Origin of the sequence: Mobilicoccus caccae (genome assembly GCF_030161635.1) — a bacterium.
Classification (GTDB): Bacteria; Actinomycetota; Actinomycetes; order Actinomycetales; family Dermatophilaceae; genus Mobilicoccus; species Mobilicoccus caccae.
In genome coordinates this window covers 2,735,059-2,753,773 of sequence record NZ_BSUO01000001.1, presented here as the reverse complement: position 1 = coordinate 2,753,773, position 18,715 = coordinate 2,735,059, and the positions used below count along the sequence as shown (strand labels likewise).

At 70.0% G+C, this 18,715-nt stretch carries 12 protein-coding genes and 1 pseudogene; 11 read left to right on the top strand and 2 right to left on the bottom strand.

Annotation, left to right across the window (positions count from 1 at the left end):
• Positions 1-70 precede the first annotated feature (70 nt).
• Complete coding sequence (locus QQK49_RS13510; RefSeq protein ID WP_284304372.1) at positions 71-1,258, bottom strand: mandelate racemase/muconate lactonizing enzyme family protein; 1,188 nt, start codon at positions 1,256-1,258, stop codon at positions 71-73.
• A 134-nt stretch (positions 1,259-1,392) separates the two neighbouring features.
• Entirely contained in the window at positions 1,393-2,292 is a 900-nt protein-coding gene (locus QQK49_RS13505) for a LysR substrate-binding domain-containing protein (RefSeq protein WP_284304371.1), read from the bottom strand.
• Positions 2,293-2,603: 311 nt separating this feature from the next.
• Between QQK49_RS13505 and benA the strand changes: the two genes are divergently transcribed.
• The 11 genes and pseudogenes from benA to pth all read left to right on the top strand — a co-directional run bounded on the left by benA (position 2,604) and on the right by pth (position 18,498).
• On the top strand, positions 2,604-4,001 hold the full coding sequence (gene benA, locus QQK49_RS13500; protein WP_284304370.1) for a benzoate 1,2-dioxygenase large subunit: 1,398 nt from the start codon (positions 2,604-2,606) through the stop codon (positions 3,999-4,001).
• 13 nt (positions 4,002-4,014) lie between these two features.
• Positions 4,015-4,557: a benzoate 1,2-dioxygenase small subunit gene (gene benB / locus QQK49_RS13495; RefSeq protein ID WP_284304369.1), complete on the top strand. Its 543-nt coding sequence runs from the start codon at positions 4,015-4,017 to the stop codon at positions 4,555-4,557.
• Between the two features lie 26 nt (positions 4,558-4,583).
• Positions 4,584-7,394, top strand: a complete 2,811-nt coding sequence (gene benC, locus QQK49_RS13490) for a benzoate 1,2-dioxygenase electron transfer component BenC (RefSeq protein ID WP_284304368.1) — start codon at positions 4,584-4,586, stop codon at positions 7,392-7,394.
• 203 nt (positions 7,395-7,597) lie between these two features.
• Positions 7,598-9,052, top strand: a complete 1,455-nt coding sequence (locus QQK49_RS13485; protein ID WP_284304367.1) for an MFS transporter — start codon at positions 7,598-7,600, stop codon at positions 9,050-9,052.
• Positions 9,049-11,760, top strand: a complete 2,712-nt coding sequence (locus QQK49_RS13480; RefSeq protein ID WP_284304366.1) for a LuxR family transcriptional regulator — start codon at positions 9,049-9,051, stop codon at positions 11,758-11,760. Before QQK49_RS13485 ends, QQK49_RS13480 begins: the two co-directional genes overlap by 4 nt.
• The gene (locus tag QQK49_RS13475) at positions 11,757-13,034 is read left to right on the top strand and encodes a benzoate/H(+) symporter BenE family transporter (RefSeq protein WP_284304365.1); all 1,278 of its coding nucleotides are present in this window, start codon (positions 11,757-11,759) and stop codon (positions 13,032-13,034) included. The genes QQK49_RS13480 and QQK49_RS13475 overlap by 4 nt, the downstream gene beginning before the upstream one ends.
• Before the next feature lie 307 nt (positions 13,035-13,341).
• Positions 13,342-14,436 (top strand): bifunctional UDP-N-acetylglucosamine diphosphorylase/glucosamine-1-phosphate N-acetyltransferase GlmU, encoded by a 1,095-nt coding sequence (locus tag QQK49_RS13470; RefSeq protein WP_348536188.1) that lies wholly within the window; start codon positions 13,342-13,344, stop codon positions 14,434-14,436.
• On the top strand, positions 14,433-15,413 hold the full coding sequence (locus QQK49_RS13465) for a ribose-phosphate diphosphokinase (RefSeq protein ID WP_284304364.1): 981 nt from the start codon (positions 14,433-14,435) through the stop codon (positions 15,411-15,413). The genes QQK49_RS13470 and QQK49_RS13465 overlap by 4 nt, the downstream gene beginning before the upstream one ends.
• A 335-nt stretch (positions 15,414-15,748) precedes the next feature.
• On the top strand, positions 15,749-16,444 hold the full coding sequence (locus QQK49_RS13460; RefSeq protein ID WP_284304363.1) for a 50S ribosomal protein L25/general stress protein Ctc: 696 nt from the start codon (positions 15,749-15,751) through the stop codon (positions 16,442-16,444).
• A gap of 1,050 nt (positions 16,445-17,494) precedes the next feature.
• Positions 17,495-17,826: pseudogene (locus QQK49_RS23345) on the top strand (sugar transferase); the annotation flags it as partial.
• Between the two features lie 84 nt (positions 17,827-17,910).
• Positions 17,911-18,498 carry an aminoacyl-tRNA hydrolase gene (pth, locus tag QQK49_RS13450; RefSeq protein WP_284304361.1) on the top strand — a complete coding sequence of 196 codons (588 nt, stop codon included), beginning with the start codon at positions 17,911-17,913 and terminating at the stop codon, positions 18,496-18,498.
• Positions 18,499-18,715: the final 217 nt, after the last annotated feature.

Genomic DNA, 18,715 nt, shown 5'->3' with positions numbered 1-18,715 from the left:
ACCGGTCGATGGTGCGGCGAGATCGCCGCCCGGTGTGGGCGACCACCGCAGGGTGCGGCGATCGGGTGAGTCAGGTGTCGGTGCGGTAGTGGGCGAGCTTGTCCTCGTCGATGACGAGGCCGAGCCCGGGTCCGGTGCGGACGGGCAGGATGCCGCCGGAGATGGTGAGCGGTTCGGCCAGAAGGTCGTCGCTCATGTCGAGGAAGTTGCTGAGTTCTCCTGCGCGGCGGCTGGTGTGGCCGTGCGCCGCACCGAAGGCGACGGAGCACGCCGTACCGATCTGGCCGTCGATCTGGTTGCCCATGACGACCTCCACGCCCATGCCTTCGCACTGGTGGAGGATCCGCTGGGAGGTGGTGAAACCGGTACGGGCGGTCTTGATGCTGATGGCGTCGGCGGATCCGCCGAGCAGCTCGCGGGTCACCTCACCGGGGGTGGTCGCGCTCTCGTCGGCGATGACCGGCACGGAGCTGGTGCGGGTGTGCCGCCGGCGCCCGAGGACGTCGTCGGCGGGGCACAGCTCCTCGGCGAACAGCAGGTCGAGGTCGGCCATCTGGTACATGGCGCGCTCGGCGTCGGCCGGGCTCCAGCCGCGGTTGCCGTCGACGTAGAGTTCGACCTCGTCACCGAACGCCTCACGCAGCGCGCGGCATACGGCGACGTCCAGGGTGAAGGGGTTGCGGCCGACCTTGATCTTGAAGGTGGAGATGCCGTAGGTCTCCCGCATGCGGGTCGCCTCGGTCACCATCGCCTGCGGGTCGTCGAACCCGAGCATGTGGCTGACACGCATGCTCGTGCCGTAGCCGCCGAGGAGCTCGGTCACCGAGACGCCGAAGCGCTGTCCGATGACGTCCCAGAGGGCCATGTCAATGGCCGCCTTGGCGGTGGGGTTGCCCACGGTGCGGTGCATGCGGGCGTGGATCGCCTCGCGGGCCAGGGCCGAGGTGCCGATGATCTGGCCGGCGAAGATGCCGTCGACGACCGCGATGATCGAGCCCTGGGTCTCGCCGTAGGTGAACGGTCGCGGCGGCGCCTCGGCCGTTCCCACGAGGCCGCCCGCGGTGTGGACGCGCACCAGCACGTGGTCGGCGGCGTGGACCGACCCGCTGGCGAACGCGAGGGGCTTGGTGTAGGGGATCGAGAAGGGGATCGCCTCGATGGCGGTGATCTCGAGATCGCCGACGACATCGCGCTGGGCGTCGTCGGTGAGGCCCGCGGCCGCGGGAGCGTCGGCGATGGTGCCATGGAGGGCGGTCACGGCGTCTCCTTCGGTCGGGGGTTTCGGGTGTGCCGAGGAGACGTGTTCGTCCTCGAACACCTGCCACGCTAATCGCGCCGATTGATACCGACAAATACTTATTCAAGGTGAATCAGTCGGCATCAGATATAAATCTAGGTCGCGCCCGCCGCACCTCCGGTCACGATCGCGGTGATGCGATCGACGACCCGCTGCGTCGAGGCGGGTGCTCCCGGACGCCACGCTGCGGCCAGTTCGACCGTCGGAGCGTTCGTGATGTCACGGAAATCCACGCCTTCGAGGCGGAGGCGCCGTGAGGAGGCGGGCAGGACCGTCACCCCGATGCCCGCCGCCACGAATACGAGCAACGTCGAGGTCTGGGCGACCTGGGCGACCTGGCGGGGGCTGAATCCTCGGGCCTGACAGGCGGTGAGCACGGTGTCGTGCAGGACCGAGCGGTGCTGGGAGGGGTAGGTGACGAAGGGTTCGTCGCGCAGGTCGGCCAGGTCGATGACGTCGCGGGCTGCGAGGGGGTGGGCGGCCGGGAGTGCCGCGATGAGCGGCTCGCTGCGCAGGGCCCGGGCGAGCAGGCCTCGGGTGTCGGCGGGGGTGCGCATGAGGGCGATGTCGACGGTGCCGTCGCGCAGGGCGGTCATCAGTTCGGGGGTGAGCATCTCGCCGGTGAACTCGAAGTCGATGTCGGGGAACTCCTCCCGCAGGCGCCGGGCCAGCGACGGCAGGAGGGCGTAGGTCACCGAGCCGACGACGCCGAGGACGACCCGGCCGACCTCGCCGGCGGCGACCCGGGTGGCCTCGTGGTTGGCGGCCTCGACGTCGGCGAGGATGCTGCGGGCCCGCTCGAGGTAGCGCTCGCCGGCGGCGGTGAGCGCCACCCGCCGCGTCGTGCGTTCGAGCAGTTCGACGCCGAGATCCTCCTCGAGGCGACGAATGGCCTGGCTGAGCGGGGGTTGGGCCATGTGCAGGCGTTGGGCCGCCCGGCCGAAGTGGCACTCCTCGGCCACTGCGACGAAGTACCGCAGCTGTCGTAGATCCATACGCAGAGAGTATTACTTCTGCGTCAGGCGCGTCTCACTGCATGTCAAAACCGGCGATTGAGACCTCTGGGGTCTCAAGAAGGGGGATGAATCCACGAAAACTCTTGCACCCTGGGTCAGCCCTAGGCATTTGCCCAGTGTCGTGGTGGGGGAGTCCCTGGCAGGGTCGGGGCAACTCGGAAACCTCGGCCCCCCGGCCGTACATCGCCGGAACGCTGGGGTCGTCCATGAACCGGTGGCCGCGTTCGCCACCGAAATGTCCTGAACGCCACCCCACTCAACGCACAGACCGCACTCAATGAGGAGTCGCCATGACCGGCACGCTGGATGTCGCACGCAAGGTTCTCGCCGACGCCGTCGTCGAGGACAAGGACGCGGGGGTGTACCGGGCGAACCGCCGCATCTTCACGGACGAAGAGATCTTCGAACTCGAGATGAAGTACATCTTCGAGGGCAACTGGATCTACCTGGCCCACGAGAGCCAGATGGCCAACCCCGGTGACTACTTCACCACCTACATCGGCCGGCAGCCGATCGTCATCACCCGGGACAAGAACGGCGAGCTGCACTGCCTCATCAACGCCTGCGCCCACCGCGGAGCGATGATCTGCCGCCGCAAGACCGACAACCGGTCCACCCTCACCTGCCCCTTCCACGGCTGGACGTTCCGCAACGACGGGACCCTGCTCAAGGTCAAGGACCCCGAGGGCGCGGGCTACCCCGAGAGCTTCGACACCGATGGCTCGCACAACCTCACCAAGGTCGCGAAGTTCGCCAACTACCGCGGGTTCCTCTTCGGCAGCCTCAACCCCGACTCGCCCGAGCTCGAGGAGCACCTGGGCGACACGACGAAGGTCATCGACATGCTCGTCGACCAGTCCCCCGAGGGCCTGGAGGTGCTGCGCGGATCCTCGACCTACACCTACGACGGCAACTGGAAGGTGCAGGCCGAGAACGGCGCCGACGGCTACCACGTCACCGCCACTCACTGGAACTACGCGGCCACGACCTCCCGCCGTGGCACCGGCGAGTCCAAGAACACGACCAAGACGGTCGACGCCGGCACGTGGGGCAAGTCCGGTGGTGGCTACTGGTCCTACCCCAACGGCCACCTGTGCCTGTGGACCTGGGCCGGCAACCCGCAGGACCGTCCCCTGTGGGACCAGATGGACCGTCTCAAGGACAAGTACGGCGACGCCAAGGGCGAGTTCATGGTCAAGGGCTCCCGCAACCTGTGCCTGTACCCCAACGTCTACCTGATGGACCAGTTCAGCACGCAGATCCGGCACTTCCGCCCGATCGCGCCGGACAAGACCGAGGTGACGATCTACTGCATCGCGCCCAAGGGCGAGTCCGACGAGTCGCGCGCCTGGCGCATCCGCCAGTACGAGGACTTCTTCAACGCCACCGGCATGGCCACCCCTGACGACCTGGAGGAGTTCCGCTCCTGCCAGCTCACCTTCCGGGCCCAGGCCGCCCCGTGGAACGACATGTCCCGTGGTGCCGAGCACTGGCTGACCGGCCCCGACGACGTGGCCAAGTCCCTCGACATGGAGAACGTCATCTCCGCCGGTGTGAAGAACGAGGACGAGGGTCTCTACCCCGTCCAGCACGGCTACTGGCTGGACACGATGCGCAAGGCCGTCCAGGCCGAGGAAGCCTCCCGGGCCGATCAGCCCGGCGACCTGACCGCCGACGCGAACGCCTGAGGAGGACGACATCATGACCACCACCACCGACCGTCCCGTGGCCACCGAACCCGCGGCGGGCAACGCCATCATCGACCAGCACGCGATCGAGCAGTTCCTCTACCGCGAGGCGCGCTACCTCGACGACCGTGAGTTCGAGAAGTGGCTGACCTGCTACGCCGACGACGTGGTGTTCTGGATGCCGTGCTGGACCGACGACGACCAGCTCACCCAGGACCCGCAGCGCGAGATGTCGCTCGTGTACTACCCCAACAAGGGTGGTCTGGAGGATCGCGTCTTCCGGATCCGCACCGAGCGCAGCTCGGCGACCTCGATCCCCGAGCCGCGCACGAGCCACAACGTCAGCAACGTCGAGGTCATCGAACGCAGCGGCGACATCGTCAGCGTGCGCTTCAACTGGCACACGATGTACTTCCGCTACAACACCGTCGACCCGTACTACGGCACCTCGTTCTACACGATCGACTTCTCCGGCGAGTCCCCGCTGATCAGGCGCAAGACCGTCGTCCTCAAGAACGACTACATCCACCACGTCGTCGACGTCTACCACGTCTGAAGATCCCCCTCGCGTCAGGAGTGATCATGAGTCATCAGGTCGCCCTCTCCTTCGAGGACGGGGTCACGAAGTTCATCACGTGTGCGGAGGACCAGACCGTCGCGGACGCGTCCTACCGGGCGCGGATCAACATCCCCCTGGACTGCCGGGACGGCGCGTGTGGAACGTGCAAGGCGTTCTGCGAGGCCGGTGAGTACGACCCCGGGTTCTACATCGAGGACGCGCTCACCGACGACGAGGCCGAGTCGGGCTACTGCCTGCCGTGCCAGATGAAGCCGACCAGCGATCTCGTGCTGCAGATCGCGTCGACGTCGGCGGTGGCCAAGACGCGCGCCGCCTCGTTCACCGGCACCCTCACGGGGTTGGAGAAGCTGTCGTCCACGACGTACGCGCTGACGGTGAGTACGCCGGATCGCGAGAAGCTCGCGTTCCTGCCGGGCCAGTACATCAACTTCTCGGTGCCCGGCACCGAGGAGACGCGGTCGTACTCGTTCAGCAACGGGCCGGACGAGGACGACCTCACCTTCCTGGTCAAGATCACCCCCGGCGGAGTGATGTCGACGTACCTGACCGAGCGGGCGGCCGAGGGTGACGAGGTCACCTTCACCGGCCCGAACGGCAGCTTCTTCCTGCGGGAGGGTGAGCGGCCGCTGCTGCTGCTCGCCGGCGGGACCGGCCTCGCGCCGATCCTGTCGATCCTGCGGCGTCTGGTCTCGCAGGAGAGCACCCGCCCGGTGCATCTCATCTACGGCGCGACCACCGACGACGACGTCATCGAGCTGGAGACCATCGAGGAGCTCGGTTCGAAGCTCGAGACCTTCACGTGGGACTACTGCGTCGCCGATGAGAAGAGCTCGGCCAAGAACATCGGGTACGTCACGGCTCTCATCGCCGCCGAGCACCTGCACGACGGCGAGGGCACCGTGTACCTCTGCGGCCCGCCCGCGATGGTCGAGGCGGTGCGCACCCACTTCTCCGACAACGGCATGGAGCCGGGCGGGTTCTACTACGAGAAGTTCGCCCTCTCCGGCACCGCCGCGGCACCGACGTCGACGTCGGCCACCGCGGAGGAGGAGGCTCCCGTCGACGACGCGGACGCCGTCGAGGGTGTCGAGAAGGAGCAGGAGCCCGACGAGGCGACGCCGCAGGCGCCGGATCCGTCGGCGTCGGTCGCGCAGGCCGAGGGTCTGCCGGAGCTGACGGTGTTCGAGCGTGCCTCGGGCATCGCCGGTCAGGACCTCTTCGCCGAGATCGACATGGAGCCTCTGGGCGCACCGGCCGGTGACGCCGAACTCGCGACGGCCGACACCGCCTCCCGCATCGCCGGTCAGGCGTTCGGTGAGCGGTTCGACGCCGAGGGTGCCGACGTCGGCGCCGACGTCGGGACGGTGCAGGGCGGAAGCGCGCTGCTCGTCCACGACGACGGAACCGCCCTGGCCGGGCAGGTGTTCGCGATCTCCACCGCGGACGTCGAACCGCTCGTCGAGCCGTCTCCCGAGGCCGCGGCCGCGACGGCCGCCGCCTCGCCGATGGCGTCGAGCGGGCGTCCCGCCTCGATCGGCACGGGCGGATACGAGATCGGTGAGGAACACCCGGACATCACCAAGTCCGACGCGGTGTTCGACGCTCGCCAGGCCCTGGAGCTCGGCGCCGTCGAGCTGACCGTCGGACGCCTGTCGTCTTCACAGCTCGCGGGCTATCGGCTGCTCGCCGACGCGACGCTGCCCTACGTCGACGGCGAGACGTTTGTCGACTCGGCCGCCTACACCGAGACCAACGCCGCGTTCCACGAGTACTTGTTCACGCTCACCGGCAACGAACACCTGCTGCAGGCGTACCAGGCACTCGGGGTCAAGGGGCACATGGCCGAGGTGCTGCGCAACGCGACGTGGTGCGACCCCGAGGTCGCGCACGACCACGTCAAGATCGTCGAGGCCTTCGACAGCGGCGATCGTGAGCGTGTCCGCACGCTCGTGATCGAGCACGCCGAGCGCAGCAAGACGACGATGCGCCGCGCCATGGCGGACGCCGGGCTGCGGGTCACGCCCGCGTTCATCACGCCCGGTCGGTTCGAGGGCAAGGTCGTGCTCGTCACCGGTGCCGCTCAGGGCATCGGCGAGGTCACGGCCCGCCGGATCAGCGCCGAAGGTGGCCGGGTGGTCCTCGCGGACCGCAGCGACCTCGTGGACTCCCTCGCCGAGGAACTCCGCAGCGCGGCCCGGCAGGCGGCGTCCGTCGTCGGTGACCTCGAGACCTACGAGGGCGCCCAGGCGGCCGTGGACGCCGCGGTCGACCAGTTCGGCCGGCTCGACGTGGCCATCCACACCGTGGGAGGCACGATCTGGGCCAAGCCGTTCCACGAGTACCCCGCCGACCAGATCGAGGCGGAGATCAACCGGTCCCTGTATCCGACGCTGTGGGGTTGTCGCGCCGCGTCGGAGCAGATGGTCAAGCAGGGACACGGCGTCATCGTCAACGTCTCCTCGGTCGCCACCCGCGGTGTGCACCGTGTGCCGTACTCGGCGGCCAAGGGCGGCGTCAACGCGATCACGGCGTCACTGGCGCTGGAACTCGCACCTCACGGGATCCGGGTGGTCGCCACGGCTCCCGGCGGTACCGAGGCGCCTCCGCGCCGCATCCCTCGCGGGCCCGCCCCCGAGGGTGAGCAGGAACTCGACTGGTACCAGGCGATCGTCGACCAGACCGTGACGTCGTCGCTGCTCAAGCGCTACGGCACGCTCGACGAGCAGGCCTCGGCCCTGTGCTTCGTCGCCTCCGACGAGGCCAGCTACATCACCGGCACGGTGCTCCCGGTCGCCGGTGGAGACCTCGGCTGAACCGAGACAGGTACGGCTCACCGGCCTTCTGAGGCCCCGACCCTGCACCTCCGACGCCGCCGCACGGACGTCATGATCCGGCGGCGGCGTCGGCCCGCCACGGGCACGACGTCTCCCCGCTTCACCCTTCACCCCTCACGCAGGTCGTCCGCATCCGCGACACGACCTCATCCGCTCATGCCCTTCTCCTGACAAGGAATCCCATGTCCACTTCACCCGCCCCGGGCAGCGTCGCCCCGGACGACCGCAAACGGACCTCCACGGTCCGTTGGGTGGTCACCATCTGCGCGCTCGCCATGCTCTTCGACGGCTACGACCTGGTGGTCTACGGCACCGTCGTGCCCATCTTCCTGCGCGACCCGAGCCAGCTCGGCCAGATCTCGCCCCAGCTCGCCGGCCAGCTCGGCAGTTACGCACTCGTCGGCGTGCTCGTGGGCGCGCTCATCGCCGGTTCGGTCTCCGACATCATCGGCCGCCGCAAGCTCATGATCGCCAACATCGCCTGGTTCTCGATCGGCATGGGGCTCACGACCCTGGCCACGAGCGCCCTGGCGTTCGGCATCCTGCGCTTCCTCACCGGCATCGGCGTCGGCGCCCTGGTGGCCACCGCGGGCGCCATCGTGGCCGAGTTCGCCCCGCCGGGCCGTCGCCACGTCTACAACGCGATCGTCTACTGCGGCGTGCCCGCCGGTGGCGTCGTGGCCTCGCTGCTGGCGCTGGCCATCCGCGACCAGTTCGGCTGGCGTCCGCTGTTCTGGTTCGGTGCGCTGCCGTTCCTGTTCCTCCTGCCGATGGCGATCGCCAAGCTGCCGGAGTCGCCGCTGTGGCTGCAGTCGCGTGGTCGTCTCGAGGAGGCGCGCATCGCCGCCGAGCGCACCGGTGTGCCGCTGGTCGAGCACGCGCAGGCCGGGGTCTCGGCCGGCCCGGGCGAGCGTGCCGGGTTCGGTGCGCTCGCGAGCAAGCAGTACTTCGTCCCGACGGTCTTCCTCGGCTTCATGAGCTTCTCCGGTCTGCTGCTCACCTACGGACTCAACACGTGGCTGCCGGAGATCATGGGCCAGAACGGTTTCGGCCCCAGCTACTCGCTGATGTTCCTGCTCGTGCTCAACCTCGGCGCCATCGTCGGCGCGATGAGCGCGTCGAGCTTCGCCGACCGCGTCGGTCCGCAGTGGGTCATCTCCGGAACCTTCCTCATGGCCGCCGTCGCCCTCGTGGCGTTGCCGCTGGGCTTCCCGTTCCCGGTGCTGCTCGCGCTGGTCGCGGTCGCCGGTATCGGCACGATCGGCACGCAGGTGCTGGTGTACGGGTTCGTGGCCAACTTCTACGAGTCGCGTGCGCGTGGCGCTGGTGTGGCCTGGTGTGCCGGCTTCGGTCGCCTGGGCGGCATCGTCGGCCCGCTCGTGGGCGGCATGCTCATGGGCGCCGGCATCGGCATCAGCCAGGCGTTCCAGCTCTTCGCGGTGGCAGCCGTCTTCGGTGCGATCGTCACCGCCCTGCCGCGAGCAGCGCGGCCGACCGAGCAGGCCGCCGTGGTCGATCCCGACGCCGGAGTCCTCCCGGTGGGCGACGACCCCGCGCTCGACGCACGCAACGAGAAGCTCGCGCCGACCTCGCCGACCGTGGGCACGACCGACCCGGGCGCTACCGTGACGCGATGATCACCGACGTCGGCGAGACGCTCATCGGTCGGCGTCGCGAACTCGACGACCTGGTCGCCCGCCTCGCCGACCCCTGCGGTCCCTCGGTCGTCCTGATCGAGGGACCGCAAGGGGTGGGCAAGACGGCGCTGGTCACCGCGGCGCTCGCCAGGATCGCCGGCGGAGCGGACGGCATCGTCAAGGTGGTCGGTCAGGACGTCGACCTCGAGCGTCCTCACTCTGTACTCGCGCGGTGGGTGCCCGATCTCGATCCCGACGCCGGCGTCGACGCCGTGGCCCGCGCGCTCGTGGAGGCGTGGGGCCGACCCCGGCCGCGCATGATCCTCGTCGAGGCCGGGCACTCCGTGCATCCGACGACGGTCGCGGCGTTGCAGGCGGCGGCGCTGCTCACCGCGTCCAGGGTGCTCATCGCCGCACGACCCGAGCCGCGGATCGATCTTCCCGACGTCCACCGCATCGGCCTCGAGGGGTTGTCGGTGGCGCAGACCGCCGACCTCATCCGGACCCACATCGAGTGGGCGGGCGACACGGCGATCCGTGCTGCGCACACCCTCACCGCCGGGGTGCCCGGCGACGTCCTCGACCTCGTCGGTGAATCGCCCCGCGCGGTGTGGAGCGAACGTCACCCGGCGTTCCGTGCCACCCGGCGTCACCGGGACCGGGTCGCGGCGGTGCGGGACGCGGTGCGGCCCGAGGCGTGGGCACTCGTGCAGGCGGCAGCCGTCCTCGGGGAACGCGCGGACCTCTCGCAGGCCGCCTGTCTGGCCGGGGTCGACCCCTCCGCGGTCGACGACGTGATCCTCACCGGCGTCGTCACCGCCGGCAGTGTGCGCGGACGCACGACGCTGGCCTTCACCCACCCCATGTACGGGCTCGCCGTGGCGGACCTGACCGGCCCGACCGGCGTCCGCGAGCGGCACCGGCTGGCCGCCGACCACGTCACCGATGCGAGCGCGCGGCTGGGACATCTCGTGGAGGCGAGCCTGGGACCCGACGCCGACCTCGCGCTGGATCTGGCCACCCATGCGAAGGCGCGCGGAGCCGTCGGTGAATGGGGCCAGGCCGCACAGGCCTACGCCGACGCCGCCCGCGTGGCGGTCGACGGCGACCGCGCGCGCTACCTCACCTCGGCCGTCGACGCCTTCGTGGGTGCCGGGCGTCTCCCCGAGGCGGAGGCCCTGGTGGCGGAGGTCGAGAGCTTTCCCCGGACCGGCCGGACCGACGCGACCCTGGGATATCTGTCGATCCTGCGCGGGCGTCGTCACGACGCACAGACATGGTTGTCCCGGGCCTGGGCGGAGGTGGGCGGGCCGGACTCAGTTGAGACCGACCCTGATCTGGCCGCGTTGGTGTGCACCCGCATGGTCCTGCACAACCTCGCGCTCGGGGACGGCCGGGCGCTCCTCGACTGGGCCGACCGCTCCGCCGCACTCGGCCCCGGATCGGTGCACGCCACCGAGGCCGACGCCATCCGATGCCTCGGCTACGGAGCCCTCGGTCGGTGGCCGGAGGCGCTCGCCGCCGTCGAGTCCGTGGCCGGCCGGACCGGTGCGATCGCCCAGACCCAGCGCGTGACGATGGGACACGGGTGGCTCACCCTGGCCATGGACGATCCGCTCGCCGCCAGGACCGCCCTGGAGAGCGCCACGTCGAACGACTACTCCTTCGGCTCGGTGCGCATCACCCTGTGGGCGCAGGCGTGGCTGGCCCGCACCCTGTTCGTCCTCGGCCGCTGGGACGAGTGCCTGGACGTGACGCATCGAGCCGCCGGGGCGATCGAACGCACGGGACACGAACTCATCCGGCCTCTCGTGCACTGGCCGGCCGCCGTGGTGCACGCGTATCGCGGCGACGACGAACGGTCGCGGATGCACCTGGACGCCGGACTCGCGGCCGACCATGACTACACGGTCATGCTCCTGCCCTCGGCCCTGGCCCACGCCCAGGTCGCCGAATGCCGCGGCGATCACGCCGGGGTCGTCCGGGCGTTGCAGCCGGTGGCGCACACCTTCGCGGCCCACCCCGAGCAGGATCCCGGTTTCTGGCCGTGGGTCGACGTCTACGCCGATGCGCTCGTGATGACCGACCGCACCGAGGAGGCCCGGGAGTTCCTGGGTTCCGCCCTGGAGGTGGCGACCCGCCAGGGTCGGCGCAGCGCGATCGCGCGGACCGAGATCGTCCTCGGCCGGCTCCACGGCATCGGCGGCGACCTCGACGCCGCCGTCGACTCCTTCGACCGAGCCGAGACGCTGCTGAGCGCCCTACCCATGCCCGTCGAACGGGCGCGTCTGCGCTTCGTCCACGGTCAGACCCTCCGCCGGGCCGGCAGACGCCGGGAGGCCGACGAGATGATGCGCGGCGCGCGTGACGCCTTCGCCGCGTTAGGGGCGCAGACCTACATCGCCCGGTGTGACCGTGAACTCAAGGCCGCCGGCACGCGGGTGGCCGGTACCGGGCAGCGTCGCGCCGCCGCGGACGGGCAGCTCACCCCGCAGGAGTCGGCCGTCGTCGACCTCGTCGCCGCGGGGCGCACCAACAAGGAGGTCGCCGGCGAGCTCTACATCTCGGTCAAGACCGTCCAGTACCACCTGACCCGTGTCTACGGAAAGCTCGGCCTGCGCTCCCGCTCCGAGTTGGCCGCCCACGTCGCCGCCGAACGCGACGACGCAGCCCTCGACGCCGAACCGTCCCCTGAGGAGGACTCGTGACCTCGACCCGCAGCTCGGATCGGCGATCACGCCTGCTGCCGAGCGCTACGCACCTCGAACGGCCGGGCACCCGGCCCGCGAGCCTGTCGGACCTCCGACGCGACATCGGGCCGACCTACGTCGCCAACGCCGTCATCGCGCTCGTGTTCGCCGCCACCGGGCCGCTCGCGGTCATCCTCGCGAGCAGTTCGGCCGGGAATCTCAGCCCGGCGCAACTGAGTTCGTGGATCTTCGCGGTGTTCTTCCTCAACGGTCTGCTCACCGTCGTCGCCAGCGTCGCCTACCGCCAGCCGTTGGGGTTCTTCTGGACGATCCCCGGCACGGTCGTCGTCGGCACGTCGCTGCGGCATCTGCCGTGGAGCGACGTGCTTGGGGCGTTCATCGTGACCGCGGTGCTCATCCTCCTGCTCGGCCTGACCGGCTGGGTGGGCAAGGTGATGCGCCTGCTGCCGATGCCCATCGTCATGGCGATGGTGGCGGGCGTGTTCCTCAGTTTCGGTCTGGGGCTGGTCGATTCGATCCAGAGCGCGCCGTGGGTGGCGTTGCCGATGGTCCTGACGTTCGTCGCCCTGAGTATCCCCGGGCCGCTCGGGCGGTTCCTGCCGCCGGTCCTCGGCACGCTCGTCGTGGGGGTCGTCGCGGTGCTGCTCACCGGATCGCTGCGCAGCGAGATCGCTCCCGGGTTCGCGCAGCCGGTCCTGCAGATGCCGACGTTCTCGCTCGCGGCCCTGACCGAACTCGTCCTGCCCCTGGCGATCACGGTCATCGTCGTGCAGAACGGTCAGGGGGTGGCGGTGCTCTCGAGTGCCGGCCACCGCCCGCCGGTCAACGTCGTGACGGTGTTGTGCGGCATCGTCTCGCTGCCCGCGGCCGCCCTCGGCGCCGTCTCGACCTGCCTGACCGGCCCGACGAACGCGCTGCTCGTCGCGTCGGGGGAGAGGCGTCGCCAGTACGCCGCCGCCGTGACGTGCGGGGTGCTCGCGATGGTCGTCGGCCTCGCCGCCCCGACCCTCGTGACGTTCATGCTGGCGATGCCGCCCGCCTGGATCGCCGTCCTCGGCGGGGTGGCCATGCTCAAGTCGTTGCAGGGAGCCTTCGTCGCGGCCTTCGCCGCCCGCCACACCCTGGGCGCCCTCGTCGCGTTCCTCGTCACCGTCGCCGACCTCACGGTGTTCGGGATCGGAGGCGCGTTCTGGGGCGTGGTCACCGGCTACCTCATCACCCGGATCCTCGAACCGGGCGACTTCGCCGATGCCGCGGCGGAGGCTCGATGAGGGGAGGGGGCGTCGACGAGATCGTTACTGCCGCACCGGATTCGCCGCTCCCCATCTGCCCGCGCCAGGGCCCACCGGCGGGCGTGTACGGCAGGGCCGACGACACGCCCACGCGGGTCGGCCCGAGTGCGCACACGCCCGAACGGGTCGGTACAGGTGGGCGTGGCGGCGGCTCGTTCGCGCGCCCGCGGAACCGCCGGAGGACCGGTCGACGGCGTGTGCCGTCGGGTCCCGGCGGACGGCTAGCATGGCAAGCGGCCGCCGGGATCCACCGCGGTCCCGCCGACCAGCACGCCCGGGAGTACATGTGAGCCCGACCCGACCGGCCGCCGTCGTCGTCCTCGCCGCAGGCGCGGGAACCCGCATGAAGTCGGATCTGCCGAAGGTGCTGCATCCGCTGGCCGGGCGATCCCTGCTCGGACACGCCCTGGTGGCGGCGCGGGCCTGTGAGCCCGCCCACCTGGCCGTGGTCGTGCGGCACCAGCGTGAGGCCGTCGCCGCGCACATCGAGGAGTTCTTCGCCGGCACGACGATCGCCGACCAGGACGACGTCCCCGGCACGGGCCGCGCCACCGAGTGCGGCCTGGAGGCCCTGCCGGCCGATCTGTCCGGCACGGTGCTCGTCACCTACGGCGACGTGCCCATGCTCACCGGCGAGACGCTCAAGGCCATCGTCGCGACGCACGAGCAGGCGGGCAACGGCGTCACCGTCATGACCGCCCGCGTCGAGGATCCGACCGGTTACGGCCGGATCCTGCGCGACGAGCGTGACGACGTCGTCGGCATCGTCGAGCAGAAGGACGCCACCGAGGAGCAGCGCTCCATCACCGAGATCAATTCCGGCATCTACGCCTTCGACGGTGTGCTGCTGCGGGAGTCCCTCGCGCAGGTCGGCACCGACAACGCCCAGGGCGAGAAGTACCTCACCGACGTGCTCGCCATCGCGCGTGAGCGTGGCCGGCGCGTGGCCGCCTACGTCTGCGACGACCTGTGGCAGACCGAGGGCGTCAACGACCGCGTGCAACTCGCCCGCATGGGCGCCGAGATGAACCGGCGCATCGTCACCCGGTGGATGCGGGAGGGCGTCACCGTCGTCGATCCGGCCTCCACGTGGATCGACTCCGACGTCACCTTCGGCCGCGACTGCCGCCTGCTGCCCGGCACGCAGGTGCTCGGCGCCTCCACCGTGGGGCGCGACGTGCAGATCGGGCCCGACACCACGCTGGCCGACGTCGAGGTCGGTGACGGCGCGGTCGTCGTGCGCACCCACGCCCGCCTGGCGAACATCGGCGGCGGGGCGCAGGTCGGCCCCTACGTGCACCTCCGCCCAGGATCGACCGTCGACGGCGGCACCTCCGTCACGGCCTTCACCGAGCTCGGTGCCGAAGGAGATCAGCGATGACGGGGATCAAGCGCACGACCGAGAAGAACCTCATGGTGCTGTCCGGTCGTGCACACCCGGCGCTCGCCGAGGAGGTGGCGTCGGGGCTGGGGATCCACCTCGTCCCGACCACGGCGTACGAGTTCGCCAACAGCGAGATCTACGTCCGCTTCGAGGAGTCCGTGCGCGGCTCCGATGCGTTCGTCGTGCAGAGCCACACCGCTCCGATCAACGAGTGGATCATGGAGCACCTCATCATGGTCGACGCGCTCAAGCGGGCCTCGGCCAAGCGCATCACGGTGGTGTGCCCGTTCTACGGGTACGCCCGTCAGGACAAGAAGCACCGTGGGCGCGAACCGATCTCGGCGCGGCTCATGGCCGACCTGTTCAAGGCCGCCGGCGCCGACCGCCTCATCTGCGTCGACCTGCACACCGCCCAGATCCAGGGCTTCTTCGACGGCCCGGTCGATCATCTGCAGGCCCTGCCGATCCTCTCGGACTACGTCGCCGAGAAGTACGGCGACGAGGACTGCGCGATTGTCTCCCCGGACGCCGGCCGCATCAAGGTGGCCGAGCAGTGGAGCAAGCGCCTCGACGACGCGCCGCTGGCGTTCATCCACAAGACCCGCGACACGTCGCGACCCAACCAGAGCAAGGCCAACCGGGTCGTCGGTGAGGTCGAGGGCAAGTGCTGCATCCTCGTCGACGACATGATCGACTCCGGCGGCACCATCTGCCAGGCGGCCGAGGCACTCATGGCCGAGGGCGCCAAGAGCGTCGTCATCGCCGCGACCCACCCGATCTTCTCCGGCCCGGCCGTCGAGCGGCTCAAGGAGTCCTGCGCGACGGAGGTCATCGTGACGAACACGCTGCCCATCCCGCAGGAGGCGATGTTCGACAAGCTCACCGTGCTCTCCATCGCACCGCTCATCAGCCAGGCCATCCACGAGGTCTTCGAGGACGGCTCGGTCACCAGCCTGTTCGACCCCATCCCCTGAGTCCGCCTCGCGACGAGCTGTCCCGACCTCCTGGCTCGACCTGTGTGTCCCGGCGCTGCGTCCGACCTTGCGTCCCGACCTTCGGTCCACCGGATTTCCTCCACCCCACGCCTGGCGGCTAGCATGGGCGGGTTGCCTCGGCGAGGGCCGTGACACGAGACGTACCCGGGTTCACCCGGACGATCCGTCACGACCGTGATCGACGCGGCGGTGCTCCGCTGTTGCGCGCCGCTTTGTCGTGTCGCGCCCCGCGTCGAGGCCGCCGCAGATGATCCACCTCGGGGTCGCCGCCCGCTTCCGTGTCGGCGCCCCGTCGTCCCCCGTGAGGAGTCCACGTGTCCGACAACCCCGTCATGAAGGTCACCAAGCGCACCGAGTTCGGCAAGGGCGCCGCCCGCCGCATCCGTCGCTCCGACCAGGTCCCCGCCGTGCTCTACGGCTCGGGAACCGACCCCGTCCACCTGACCCTCCCCGGTCACGACACGATGCTGGCCCTCAAGGTGAGCAACGCGCTCATCGACCTCGACATCGAGGGCACCCGCCAGCTCGCCCTGGTCAAGGACGTGCAGCGCGACCCGCTCAAGCCGTTCATCAAGCACCTCGACCTCGTCGTGGTCCGCCGCGGCGAGAAGGTCACCGTCGAGGTCGCCGTGCACGTCACCGGTGAGGCCGCGCCCGAGACGGTCGTCACCACCGAGAACACCGTTCTCGAGGTCGAGGCCGAGGCCACGAACATCCCGGAGAGCTTCGAGGTGTCGGTCGAGGGCGCCGAGGCCGGCACCCAGTACCTCGCCTCCGAGGTCAAGCTCCCCGCGGGTGTCACGCTCGTCAGCGACCCGGAGCTCCTCGTCGTCAACGTCTCGCAGGCCATCACGGCCGAGGCCCTCGACGCCGAGCTCGAGGCCGCCGAGGCCGAGGCCGGCATCGAGCGCGAGGACTCCGACGAGGACGCCGCCGAGGGCGAGGGTGGAGACGACGCCGCCGAGGGCGACGGCGACTCCGACGCCAAGGACTCCTCCGACGACGAGTGAGTCACCGCATGAGCTGAATTGCTCACTGCGACAACAAGATTCGTGAACGGCGGGCTCCCTTGAGGGGGTCCGCCGTTCGCGTGTTCCGCGGTCGGACTCGGGCGCACGAATCCGTGGACGGGCGTCCTGTCACACGTTAAGTTGAGAGCGTTTTCGGGGCTCCTCTCCGAAATCGGGGACGGCCACGAATGGGTAGGCGAGGGATGACTCTCAGCGGACCGCGCTCGCGTCACGCGGCGCACCGGCGGGCGCATCGACGGCACGTTCGTCGTCGGTCCGTGGAGCGGCTGACACTCCCGCCGGTGAGGGATCCCTACGCGCCGACCCTGGCGCCGCTGAAGGCTGTTCGGCGCCCGGGACGGTCGTGGGCGCAGGATCATGTGCGCCGTCTGTTCCTGGCCGACGCGGCGATCGGCGTGTTGGCGGCCACGTGCGCGGCGACGGTGCGCTTCGACGGCGCGGTGCCGGATCGGCACGTGTTGCTGTCGGTGAGTCTGCCGATCGCGTGGGTCCTCGCCGTGTCGTTGGGCAACGGGTACGAACGTCGTTTCGTCGGGCAGGCGGGTGCCGAGGAGTACCGGGCGATCGGGCGGGCGCTGCTCTACCTCTTCGCCGGTCTGTCGATCGTGTCCTACGCCGGTGACCTGCAGCTCTCCCGCGGGTACATGGTCATCGCCCTCGGCGTCCTCACCGTGGGAGGCCTGTGCTCGCGCAAGGTGATCCGCCGCCGGTTGGCCGTGCGACGCCGCGCGGGCGAGTGCCTGCAGCGCACCCTGGTCGTCGGTCGGTCCGACTCGGTCTCCTCGCTGGTCGACAGCGTGACGACCGATCGGTCTCTCGGCCTGCTCCCCGTGGCCGCCTGTGCCGTGGATCTCGCCGGGCGCCCGATGGAGCCCGGCAGCGAGATCGCCGGCGTCCCCGTCGTCGGTGCTCCGCTGGACGCGGTCGCCGCCGTCGACCTCTTGGGGGTCGAGGCCGTGGCGGTCGCCTCTCACCCCGACCTCGCCGGTACCGCGCTGCGCCGCCTCGCATGGGCGTTGGAGGAGCGCGGAGGCCGAGAACCAGGGCAACGGGGTGTTGTTCAAGATGCGCCAGGACCCGCGGGTCACGCGGATCGGCGCCGTGCGGGGGAGATGTCGCTGGTCGGCCCACGACCGCCGCTGCCGTCGGAGGTGCTCGCCTACGAGTCGGACGCGATCCGCCGCCTGCACGTGCGCCCCGGGATGACGGGCCTGTGGCAGGTCAGTGGCCGCAGCGACCTCAGCTGGGACGAGTCGCTCAAGCTCGACCTGCGGTACGTCGATAACTGGTCTCCGATCACCGACCTGTGGATCCTCCTGCGGACGGTACGGGCGGTCTTCGGGCATCACGGCGCGTACTGACGAACGAACGCACGCACGCGCACGACGGCCGGTGCGGGTCGACGGGATTCACGGACCGTCGGTACCCGCCCGTAGGCTTTCCCCATGGACACATGGCTGCTGGTCGGGCTCGGGAACCCCGGCCCCTCCTACGCGGGGAATCGTCACAACGTCGGGGCCATGGTCATCGCGGAGATGGCGCGGCGGGCGGGGTGCAAGCTCGGCCGGCACAAGTCCTCGGCCCAGGTCGCGGAGTTCAGGCTGGGTGTCCTGCCCGGAGGCGCCCCCGGGCCCAAGGTCATCGCCGCCGTCCCGCTCTCGTACATGAATGTCTCTGGTGGGCCGGTGAGTTCGCTGCTCAAGTACTTCTCGGTGGACGCCGATCATCTCGTGGTCGTCCATGACGAGTTGGACATCCCTTTCGACGACGTCAGGCTCAAGAAGGGCGGCGGTGAGGGAGGTCACAACGGGCTGCGGTCGATCAGCGGCAGCATCGGGACGCGGGACTACACGCGGGTGCGGGTCGGGGTGGGGCGACCCCCCGGGCGGATGGACCCCGCCGACTACGTCCTGCGTGATTTCTCGGCCTCCGAACGCAAGGTGTTGCCCTTCGTCCTGGACACCGCGGCGGACGCCGCGGAGCTGCTCGTCACCTCGGGATTGCTTGCCGCTCAGCAGAAGTTCCATTCGTGACGCGGGGGGCGGGCTGGCCATCGGCGGCGGCCTCTGTAACAATTTGATAAGTGCGGGTGTCGGTGTAGCAGTGTCACTTTGACGCCCACGGTGTGCCGAGGCGGGGGTGGCTTCGCGCATCGTTCACGTGTTCTGCGGCCGGTGGACTCCGTCCGCCTGCGCCACGTGAACCGCGCTGTCCGGATGGCTGTCGAAGGGAACCGAAGGTGACGTCAGA

Excerpts from the sequence above, each read along its gene's own strand:
- pth (WP_284304361.1), top strand. The coding sequence starts at position 17,911 with ATGGACACATGGCTGCTGGTCGGGCTCGGGAACCCCGGCCCCTCCTAC.
- QQK49_RS13505 (WP_284304371.1), bottom strand. The coding sequence starts at position 2,292 with ATGGATCTACGACAGCTGCGGTACTTCGTCGCAGTGGCCGAGGAGTGC.
- QQK49_RS13480 (WP_284304366.1), top strand. The coding sequence starts at position 9,049 with ATGATCACCGACGTCGGCGAGACGCTCATCGGTCGGCGTCGCGAACTC.
- QQK49_RS13485 (WP_284304367.1), top strand. The coding sequence starts at position 7,598 with ATGTCCACTTCACCCGCCCCGGGCAGCGTCGCCCCGGACGACCGCAAA.
- QQK49_RS13465 (WP_284304364.1), top strand. The coding sequence starts at position 14,433 with ATGACGGGGATCAAGCGCACGACCGAGAAGAACCTCATGGTGCTGTCC.
- benA (WP_284304370.1), top strand. The coding sequence starts at position 2,604 with ATGACCGGCACGCTGGATGTCGCACGCAAGGTTCTCGCCGACGCCGTC.
- benB (WP_284304369.1), top strand. The coding sequence starts at position 4,015 with ATGACCACCACCACCGACCGTCCCGTGGCCACCGAACCCGCGGCGGGC.
- benC (WP_284304368.1), top strand. The coding sequence starts at position 4,584 with ATGAGTCATCAGGTCGCCCTCTCCTTCGAGGACGGGGTCACGAAGTTC.